A 10,100-nucleotide genomic window follows, 5' to 3' on the forward strand; every position below is an offset into this window, starting at 1 on the left:
ATCCACCTCAAACCGGCCGATCGCGGCAAAACCAGCCGAAAGAGCCGCTAAAATGACCCTCGCATAAGCCGATCTCGCATCAACCAAACGCAAAACGGCCCCACGGCTCCGGTTTTTCCGCAGCCTGCTAAAGCGCGTCGCGGCGCGCTTCAGCTCTCTTTGCTCGATGCATGTCGCTTGCCCCAAAACCGCCGCGCGCTTTTGGGGCGACATGCAGTGGAATATTCTGCTTTGATCGGCATCAAGGCGTCTTGAGGGACCGCAGCCCATACACCATATCTCGGCTGAACAGGGCTCGGCTCCTATGAGCGGGTCCGTCACCGCAATCTGATCCGGTGCCGCAAAGCGGGCCGGTGATGGAAGGAGACAGATATGAATCTTGAAAAATACTCGGAGCGCGTGCGCGGCTTCATCCAGTCCGCGCAGACCATGGCGCTTTCGCGCAACCATCAGCAATTCACGCCTGAACATATGCTGAAGGTGCTCGTCGACGATGACGAGGGCCTTGCCGCGTCCCTGATCGAGCGCGCCGGCGGCAACGCCCGCGACGTCAAGCTCGGCGTCGAGGCAGCGCTTGAAGCCATGCCCAAGGTCGAAGGCGGCAATGGCCAGCTCTATCTTGCCCAGCCGCTCGCCAAGGTGTTTTCGACCGCCGAGGACCTGGCCAAGAAGGCCGGCGACAGCTTCGTCACCGTCGAGCGGCTGCTGCAGGCGCTTGTCATGGAGAAGTCGGCCAAGACCGCCGACATCCTGTCCAAGGCCGGCGTCACTGCGCAGGCGCTCAACCAGGCCATCAACGACATCCGCAAGGGCCGCACCGCCGATTCGGCGAGTGCCGAGCAGGGTTATGACGCGCTGAAGAAATACGCGCGCGACCTGACCGCCGATGCCCGCGCCGGCAAGCTCGATCCGGTCATCGGCCGCGACGACGAGATCCGCCGCACCATCCAGGTGCTGTCGCGGCGCACCAAGAACAATCCCGTGCTGATCGGCGAGCCGGGCGTCGGCAAGACGGCGATCGCCGAGGGCCTGGCGCTGCGCATCGTCAATGGCGACGTGCCGGAATCGCTGAAGGACAAGCAGTTGATGGCGCTCGACATGGGCGCGCTGATTGCCGGCGCCAAATATCGCGGCGAGTTCGAGGAGCGGCTGAAGGCCGTGCTCAACGAAGTCACCTCGGCCAGCGGCAACATCATCCTGTTCATCGACGAGATGCACACGCTGGTCGGCGCCGGCAAGGCGGATGGCGCGATGGATGCCTCGAACCTGTTGAAGCCGGCGCTGGCGCGCGGCGAGCTGCACTGCGTCGGCGCGACCACGCTCGACGAATACCGCAAGCATGTCGAGAAGGACGCCGCGCTTGCACGCCGTTTCCAGCCCGTCTTCGTCGACGAGCCGACGGTGGAAGACACGGTATCGATCCTGCGCGGCCTGAAGGAGAAATATGAGCAGCACCACAAGGTGCGCATCTCCGATTCCGCGCTGGTGTCGGCGGCGACGCTTTCCAACCGTTATATCGCGGACCGCTTCCTGCCGGACAAGGCGATCGACCTGGTCGACGAGGCGGCGTCGAGGCTGCGCATGCAGGTCGATTCCAAGCCCGAGGCGCTGGACGAGATCGACCGCCGCATCATGCAGCTGAAGATCGAGCGCGAAGCGCTGAAGGTCGAGAAGGACGAGGCCTCGAAGGACCGGCTCGCCCGGCTGGAGAAGGAACTCGCCGGCCTCGAGGAGGAATCGACCGAACTGACCACGAAGTGGCAGGCCGAAAAGCAGAAGCTCGGCCTCGCCGCCGACCTGAAGAAGCAGCTCGACGAGATGCGCAACGAACTGGCGATCGCGCAGCGCAAGGGCGAGTTCCAGCGCGCCGGCGAGCTTGCCTATGGCAAGATCCCGGAACTGGAGAAGAAGCTCAAGGAAGCCGAGGCCCAGGACGGCAAAGCCGGCATGGTGGAAGAGGTGGTCACCCCTGACCACGTCGCGCATGTCGTATCGCGCTGGACCGGCATTCCGGTCGACAAGATGCTGGAAGGCCAGCGCGAGAAGCTCCTGCGCATGGAAGACGAGATCGGCAAGCGCGTCGTCGGCCAGGGCGAAGCCGTGCAGGCGGTGTCCAAGGCGGTGCGGCGTGCTCGCGCCGGGCTGCAGGATCCGAACCGGCCGATCGGCTCGTTCATGTTCCTCGGGCCGACCGGCGTCGGCAAGACCGAGCTCACCAAGGCGCTGGCGAGCTTCCTGTTCGACGACGAGACGGCGCTGGTGCGCATCGACATGTCGGAGTTCATGGAGAAGCACTCCGTCGCCCGGCTGATCGGCGCGCCTCCCGGCTATGTCGGCTATGAGGAAGGCGGCGCGCTGACCGAAGCGGTGCGGCGCCGGCCCTATCAGGTCGTGCTGTTCGACGAGATCGAGAAGGCGCATCCGGATGTGTTCAACGTGCTCTTGCAGGTTCTCGACGACGGCCGGCTGACCGACGGTCAGGGCCGCACGGTCGACTTCCGCAACACGCTGATCATCATGACGTCCAACCTCGGCGCCGACTACCTTGTCGATCTTCGCGACGACCAGGATGTCGATGCCGTGCGCGACCAGGTGATGGCTGTGGTGAAGGCCTCGTTCCGGCCGGAGTTCCTCAACCGCGTCGACGAGGTGATCCTGTTCCACCGGCTGCGCCGGCAAGACATGGACCGCATCGTCGAGATCCAGCTCAAGCGGCTGGAGAACCTGCTCGTCGACCGCAAGATCACGCTGTCGCTCGATCACGACGCGATCGAGTGGCTGGCGTCGAAGGGCTACGATCCGGCCTATGGCGCCCGGCCGCTGAAGCGGGTGATGCAGAAGGAACTGCAGGACCCGCTGGCCGAGAAGATCCTGCTCGGCGAGATCCTCGACGGTTCGACCGTCAAGGTCACGGCGGGTTCGGATCGGCTGAACTTCCGCTCGAAGCCGACGGTGGTGGCGACGGAAGCCGCCGCCTGATCCCCGGCACGTTGGGATGAACAGGCGCGTCGCACCGGACTGGTGCGGCGCGCTTTGTTATTTTCGGGGACTGCCCATAATCAGCTGCCGATTCGGATGACCGGGAAGGACTCGATGAAGCTCGACGATTACAACGGCTTCTGCGCTTCATTGCCCGCCACGACGCATGTCGTCCAGTGGGGCGGCGCCCATGTCTGGAAGGTCGGCGGCAAGGTGTTCGCCATCGGCGGCTGGAACGACGGCGGCGAGCTTTTCGTCACCTTCAAATGTTCCGAGATGGCCTATGACGTGCTCAAGGATCAGCCGGGCTGCCGGCCGGCGCCCTATCTCGCCTCGCGCGGCATGAAATGGATCCAGCGTCAGACAAGCCAAAGCATGGATGATGCGGCGCTCAAGGACTATCTGCGCGAAAGCCACCGCCTGGTCGTGCTGAAGCTGACCAGAGAGGCACGCAGGCAATTGGGGCTCGCGCAGAATAGCTAATGTTCCTCAAGGCACTGGAAATCCGCCATCTTCATGCCCGGTTCATGTTGGAATCTTAATTTGGGTAACTGGTTTGCTGGCGAAGATTCGCCCGCCGGAAGCCAGAGTCGACCGGAGAGCTTGACCCCCATGCTGCGCTTGATCTTTTCCCTTTCGGCACTCGCGGCCGGGCTGGCGTCTTCCGGTGCGTTCGCCGCGCCGAGCGTGGATGGCCCGCAAGGCGTGCGCCCGGCTGAGCGCGGCGCGCTGATGCTGGCCCAGGAAGGCAATATCGATATCTATTACGACGCCAGGGGCAATCGGGTTCTGGTCGATGCCGACACCGGCAAGGTCATCGCCATCCAGCCGCCTGGCAGCAGGCTCGACCGCCGTGCGCTTCGCCGGCAGATGCAGGAGCTCGGCCGCGCGCCGGCCGAGGACGACGACCGCTACTATCTCGACAATCCCGAGGACATGGCTCGCTTCCGTCGGCGGCAGCTGGAGGAGAATGGGCGGGTCATCCCGCCGCCGGCCGACGAATACGACCCCAACGGCGACGACAATTCCGTCGATGCCTATCCGCCGGCGCCCAACAATGATGAAGGCTATGCCACCACCTATCCGGAGGAGCCGAAGTCCAACACCATCAAGCGCCAGCCGCTGAACGAGGCGTCGATCGACCCGGAGCAGCCGGGCCAGGGCGAGGTCCTGCAGACCAATCCGGAGACCTCGTTGCCGCCGAACACGGGCGGCAAGGCCAGTGTCGATCCGTCGCTGTCGCTCGGGGTGCGTCAGGATGTTGCCGCGCTGCAGGTGCTGCTTGATCGCGGCGGCGCCTCGCCAGGCGTGATCGACGGGCGGTTCGGCTCCAATGTCGACAAGGCGCTGGCCGCCTATAACGAAATAAACGGCACCAATCTGAAATCGACCGATGCCGTCGGCATCCAGGCGGCGCTCGCCCAGTCGGGCGGCGACCCCTTTGCTTCCTACACGATCACGCCGGAAGATGTGGCCGGCCCGTATGTCGCCTCGATTCCCGAGGACTACAGCCAGAAGGCCAAGCTCGACTGCATGTGCTACACCTCGGTCACCGAGGCGCTGGCCGAGCGCTTCCACATGGACGAGACCTATTTGAAGTCGATCAACAAGGGCATCGACTTCAATCGCCCTGGCATGATGATCAAGGTCGCCAATTTCGGCAAGCTGGTCTCGACGCCGGTAACGCGCATCGTCGCCGACAAGACCAAGAAGGAAGTCTACGCCTATGATGGCAGCGGCAAGCTGGTCGCGGCCTATCCAGCGACGATCGGCTCGGCCGACACGCCGTCGCCGACCGGCATCCATGCCGTCTCGCGCATCGCGCTCGACCCGAACTACACCTACAACCCCAACATCAATTTCAAGCAGGGCCAGAACGACAAGATCCTGACCGTCCCGCCGGGGCCGAACGGCCCGGTCGGCTCGGTGTGGATCGCGCTCGACAAGCCGACCTACGGCATCCATGGCACGCCCGAGCCCTCCAAGATCGGCAAGACCGAGAGCCATGGCTGCGTGCGCCTGACCAACTGGGATGCGCGCGAGCTTGCCAAGCTGGTGTCGCCGGGCGTCACGGTGGAGTTTATCGGCGGACCAACAATCGCGGAGGTCGGCGGGACCTCAACCGATGAGTTTACGCAGCAGTGAGGCGCGCGGCGCCGCGGCATAGATGAGCTGCACCAGCATGATGAAGCCTATGCTGAGCAGCGGCGTGATCAGGCAAAGCGCCGCGCCGACCGCCCATAGGGCCTGTGCCTTGACGATGCGATTGTAGACGGTGCTCCGCGTCTCCGCATCGACATCTTCGGCGATCATGCCGTTCCTATCGGCATACCACCAACTCGCGAACAGCGAGGCGCCCAGCATCAAAAGGTTCAGCCAATAGACCAGCACCGCGATCCTGAATTCCAGGAAATCGGCCAGCAGGTCGGTTGAGAACGGCAATAGCGCGATAAAGGCGAGAAAGCACAGGTTCAATGTCGCCAACCTGCGGTCTGACTTCGCGATCAGGCCATGCTGCGCCTGCTGGCCGAACCAGAAGATGGTCAGCGTCAGGAAACTCAGCGCATAGGTCAGGAACCGCGGCGCCAGCGCGAGGATCGCGGCGAGCAACTCACCTTCCGAATGCACCGCCTCATGCGACGGAACCCTGATCTCGAGCACGATCAAGGTCAGCGCGATGGCGAAAACGCCGTCGGTTATGCCGACGATGCGCCCGCGTCCTTCCGCCGACGGTTCGAGCGGCCGCTTCATGGCTCCTCCTCCACGCGTAATGGTGGAACCTAGCACGCCGCCGGCGGTTTGCATCAGGATTGGCGCGCCCACCTCCCCACCAGGCCAGTGTCGGCTGGTTTCAAGAACAGCGATGCTCTGGCTCGTTGTTGCAATCACTCCGGAGGGCTAAGCAGGAATCATGTCATCCGCGAACGAAACGACTGTTGACTCGCATTCGCCCGCGCGCGCGAACGGTACATTCTGCCCTCAGACGCAGCGAAAGTTCGTGCTGGTGTCGGCAATCCTCGCCTCGGCGCTCGGCTTCATCGACGGGTCCATCCTGGCGATCGCCATGCCGGCGCTGCGCGCGGATCTGGGCGCCGGCCTGGCCGAGGCGCAGTGGATTTCCAACGCCTATGCGCTGACGCTGTCGGCGCTCATCCTGGCGGGCGGTGCCGCAGGCGATCGCTTTGGGCTGCGGCGCGCCTTCGTGACCGGCATCGCGCTGTTCATCGCCGCCTCGCTCGCCTGCGCGGTGGCTCCCGACCCGGCAGTGCTGATCGCCTTCCGCGCTATCCAGGGCATCGGTGCGGCGATCATGGTGCCAGGCAGCCTCGCCATCATCGCCAAGGCCTATCCGAAGAAAGAGCGCGGCCGGGCGATCGGCATCTGGGCCGCCGCTTCGGCGCTGACCACGGCGCTCGGCCCCGTTCTGGGCGGCTTCGTTTTGACGACGTTCGGCAATGGGGTCTGGCGCGCGATCTTCGCCATCAACCTGCCGCTTGGGCTGATCTCGATCTATCTGCTTCTGGCCAAGGTGCCGGCCGACAAGCCGACCGAAAAACGCAGCCTGGATCTCGGGGGTGCCGCGCTGGCGACGCTTGCCTTCGGCCTGCTCGCCTACGGGCTGACGGCAATGAATGCCGAAGGCGGCGGAATGCTGTCAACGCCCGCGATCATAGCCGGTGTGGTTCTGCTCTTTGTCTTCATCGCTTATGAGCGCTGGCAGCGCGATCCGATGATCGATCTCGGCCTGTTCCGCATCCGAGCCTTTGCCGGCGCCAATCTGGCGACATTCTTCCTTTATTTCGCGCTGTCGGCCAATCTGTTCTACCTGCCGATGCTTCTGATCGCCGGCTGGAGGCTAAGCGAGGCCGAGGTCGGATTCATCTTCCTGCCGCTGTCGGCATCGATCGCGCTTTTGTCCGGGCCGGTCGGCCAGTGGTCGGACCGGATCGGTCCGCGTTTTCCAATCGCCAGCGGTAGCATGGTCGTCGCCATCGCCTTTGCCGGCCTCGCTTTGCTCACGCATTTCGGCATCCACAATTTCTGGACCGGGACCTTTCCGCTGATGGCGCTGATGGGGCTCGGCATGGCGCAAGTCGTGTCACCTCTGTCGACCGCGGTCATGACGTCCGTCGAGGACAAGGACACCGGTGCCGCGTCGGGCATCAACAATGCGGTCTCGCGCGTCGGCGGCCTGATCGCGGTGGCGGCGATGGGCTCGCTGGCTGCCTGGGTTTACGCGCGGATGACCGGCAGTGCTCCCGGCATGCCCGGTTTCGGCGAGACGCCCGCTTCCGGGCTTGCGGCCAATCTCGATGCGGCCAGGGTGGCGGCAAGCGATTCGGCTTTCACCGCGGTCGCGGCGGTCACGGCGCTGCTTTGCGTGCTTTCTTCCCTCATCGCCTGGTTCACGGTTCCCGGGCAGGCATCGCCCTGGCCGCGGCAGGCAGACGAATCGCGCGGTTAGGGCAATTCCAGGAAAGGTGTGAGCGGTTAAGCCCGGCGACTTCGCCGTAGCCTTCCGTCCGGAATGCGTCGAAAGGGGTAGAGTGGTTCCTGGAACGGCTCAGTTCGGGAGCTGCGAATCAGCCTTGGCGCTGGCGACCTTCAGCGAGTTGCCGTCTTCCTGCTTCAGAAGATCGTCGATGCGCTCGCGCTCTTTCTTGAAGGCCACGAGATCGTCACCCTTCAGCACCTTGCCGACCGGCAGGCGCACGCGCATCGAATCGACCTTGGTGCCGTTGACGATGAGCTCGTAGTGAAGATGCGGGCCGGTCGACAGGCCGGTCTGGCCGAGATAGCCGATGACCTGGCCCTGGCGGACATGGACGCCGGGCTCGATGCCTTTGGCAAAGGCGCTCTGGTGGTTATAGGACGTCTCGTAGCCATTGGCGTGGCGCAGGATGATCTGCTTGCCGTAGCCGCCGGCCCAGCCGGCCTTCTCCACGACGCCATTGCCGGCGGCGATGATGGGCGATCCGATCGGGGCGGCCCAGTCTGTGCCGGTGTGCATGCGGACATAGCCGAGAATCGGGTGCCGGCGCGCGCCGAAGCCGGAGGTGAAGCGCCCGTTGGGCAGCGGGTTGCGCAGCAGGAACTGCTTGGCGCTCGAACCGTTCTCGTCGAAATAGTCGGTGCTGCCGTCCTGCATCTGGAAGCGATAGAAATTCCGCGTCTGCCCGCCAAAGGTCGCCGACACGTAGAGAAGCTCCGAATTGTCGGAGGTCTGGTCGTCACCATCGGGTTGCGAGAACAGGACCTCCAGCCGGTCGGCGGGCGAAAGCCGCGACTGGAAATCGACGTCCGAGGCAAGAAGCTTGATCAGCTTCTGCGTCATCGCTTTCGACATGCCGTAGGAATAGGCGGTGCGATAGATGCCGTCATAGATATTGGGCAGGTTGCCGCGCACCACCACGGGCTGCGAATCATCGAACGCCGTCAAAAGCTCGGGATTGGCTTCCGGCTCCTGGGCCGGCACATACTGGCCGCGGTCGTCCAGCGCGATGGTGACGATGTGCGTGGTCTTGTCATAGACGCTGGTGCGCACGACCTTGGCGATGTCGCCGCGTACTTCGAGGCCGACACGCAGCACCGTTCCGGCCTTGAGCGCCGTGGTGTTCAACAGCTTACCGATCGCTTCCGCCATGCCGGTGGCGTCAGCGCCGGTGTAGCCCGAATCGGCATAGGCCTCGGCGATATCGGTATCCTCGGTGAAGGGAATGATTTCCTCGGCGAAGGCCGGCGTCTGGTCGTCCAGCGTGGCGCGAGGCGTCACCGAAACGTTTTCCTGCGTGATCTTCACGTCGTAGGAGCCGGCCATCGATTCGGCAAAGGCGTCGCCGAATCGCTGCGGATCGATATAGTGCAGCGCCGCCACCTGGACGGCGCCGTCGCTCAGGCCGTTGCTGGCCTCCCGTACGACCTTTTCCACCTCGTCGGCGGACAGGTCGCTCTTTTCGTCGAAGGAAGCCGTATCGATTGGGAAATCGACCGTCTTGAGGCTCATTTCGCTTTCAACCTTGGCGCCGTAGATCTGCGCGGCGGCCGCGGCGGCCGTTGCTGGCTGGGCATTGTCGTCGCTGTCGTCGCCGAAGACCTGCAGGGGGTCGAATGGCGGGTAGGGGCGGTTTGTGGTGTGGCCGGCGGCCAAGGCCATCTTGATCTGCACGAAAGGCATGGTGTGGATAACGTCACGGTCGCCGACCTTGGTGACCATCGAAACTTCCATGCGCCGCCGGTCCTTCGCCCGGGCGATCTGGCGGGGTGCTACCAGCCTGGTGGTCTTTGCCTGTTCGCCGGAATCATCGCCGCCGCTGGCAAGACCGATGAGCTCCGCGATTTCGGGTGGCGTGGCCAGTTGCTGGCGCCCGTCGAGCGCCGCAAACAGCGCCACGCCCATCAACACGCTCGAGGTCACACCGGTGAGGAAGGTGCCCGACAGCCAGCGCGCTGACACCTCGCGGCGGTCAGGCGGACCGCTGCGGCCGTCCGCGATCAGCGGCGGCTCGTTGCCGAGTTCGGCTATGACCTCTTCGGTGTCCGGCATCCAGAAAGGCTGCTTCTTCCCCAGGCGAAACGGCTTGTCGTTCTCGTTGCGGCCATGACATTTGCCTGTCACGGCCGTTGAAGTCAACGAAGCGGCAACCCGGCCGATATCCCCAATGATGCGTCTCTTGCGAGACGGTGCTCTTGTCGTCTGTCGCGGTCGTCTGTTTTGCGGGCGCCTCACACACACGCGCGCGCCTTCCTTATATGAGCTGGTTTCACGCCTTAATGCGGCGGCAATAGGGCCCGTTGTGGATGACCCAAGGGCTGCCGCAGGGGCAGTCGGCTATCGAAAAAGCGGGCTGAAAAATTTGTCGCAAAAAATTCAAAAAAGTTCGAAATCGGTGTTGACGCCTCGAGTGCCCCCCGACTATATACGCCTCACCAACGACGGCGGCGACGCTGCTGGCGACCAAGAAGTTCGCTTCTGAGTATCGCGAGTGTTGGACCGAATTCAAGAGAGCCGCGTGAGCGACACTCGGGAGGCCCCGGAGCCGAGAGCGAAGCGGGCCAGGACATCGCGTTTGTGGTGTCGGTTCTTTGACAATTGAATATTGAAGAAAGAGAAACGTGGGCGG

General features: G+C 63.9%; 7 protein-coding genes. 4 read left to right on the plus strand and 3 right to left on the minus strand.

The annotated features are described in order from the left end of the window. Positions 1-213 (minus strand): hypothetical protein (locus EN852_RS41755; RefSeq protein WP_210238275.1); only part of this gene is annotated, 213 nt, incomplete at its 3' end. Positions 214-372: 159 nt separating this feature from the next. Between EN852_RS41755 and clpB the strand changes: the two genes are divergently transcribed. From clpB to EN852_RS33480, 3 genes are all read left to right on the plus strand, one after another. Then, on the plus strand, positions 373-2,979 hold the full coding sequence (gene clpB / locus EN852_RS33470) for an ATP-dependent chaperone ClpB (protein ID WP_127880040.1): 2,607 nt from the start codon (positions 373-375) through the stop codon (positions 2,977-2,979). Positions 2,980-3,093: 114 nt separating this feature from the next. Continuing rightward, the gene (locus tag EN852_RS33475; RefSeq protein WP_127880041.1) at positions 3,094-3,462 is read left to right on the plus strand and encodes an MmcQ/YjbR family DNA-binding protein; all 369 of its coding nucleotides are present in this window, start codon (positions 3,094-3,096) and stop codon (positions 3,460-3,462) included. Between the two features lie 129 nt (positions 3,463-3,591). After that, positions 3,592-5,124, plus strand: a complete 1,533-nt coding sequence (locus EN852_RS33480; protein WP_127880042.1) for a L,D-transpeptidase family protein — start codon at positions 3,592-3,594, stop codon at positions 5,122-5,124. Here the strand turns inward: EN852_RS33480 and EN852_RS33485 are convergent. Next, positions 5,098-5,730: a TMEM175 family protein gene (locus EN852_RS33485; RefSeq protein ID WP_127880043.1), complete on the minus strand. Its 633-nt coding sequence runs from the start codon at positions 5,728-5,730 to the stop codon at positions 5,098-5,100. The two genes, EN852_RS33480 and EN852_RS33485, sit on opposite strands and share 27 nt — an antisense overlap. A gap of 160 nt (positions 5,731-5,890) precedes the next feature. Here EN852_RS33485 and EN852_RS33490 point away from each other — a divergent pair, with 160 nt between their 5' ends. Further along, positions 5,891-7,444, plus strand: coding sequence for an MFS transporter (locus EN852_RS33490; protein ID WP_127880044.1), 1,554 nt, complete (start codon positions 5,891-5,893; stop codon positions 7,442-7,444). Positions 7,445-7,543: 99 nt separating this feature from the next. Here EN852_RS33490 and EN852_RS33495 read toward each other — a convergent pair whose 3' ends face one another. Next, entirely contained in the window at positions 7,544-9,523 is a 1,980-nt protein-coding gene (locus EN852_RS33495) for a M23 family metallopeptidase (RefSeq protein WP_189546310.1), read from the minus strand. Between the last annotated feature and the right edge of the window lie 577 nt (positions 9,524-10,100).

This window comes from Mesorhizobium sp. M2E.F.Ca.ET.209.01.1.1 (genome assembly GCF_004010375.2).
Taxonomy (GTDB): Bacteria; Pseudomonadota; Alphaproteobacteria; order Rhizobiales; family Rhizobiaceae; genus Mesorhizobium.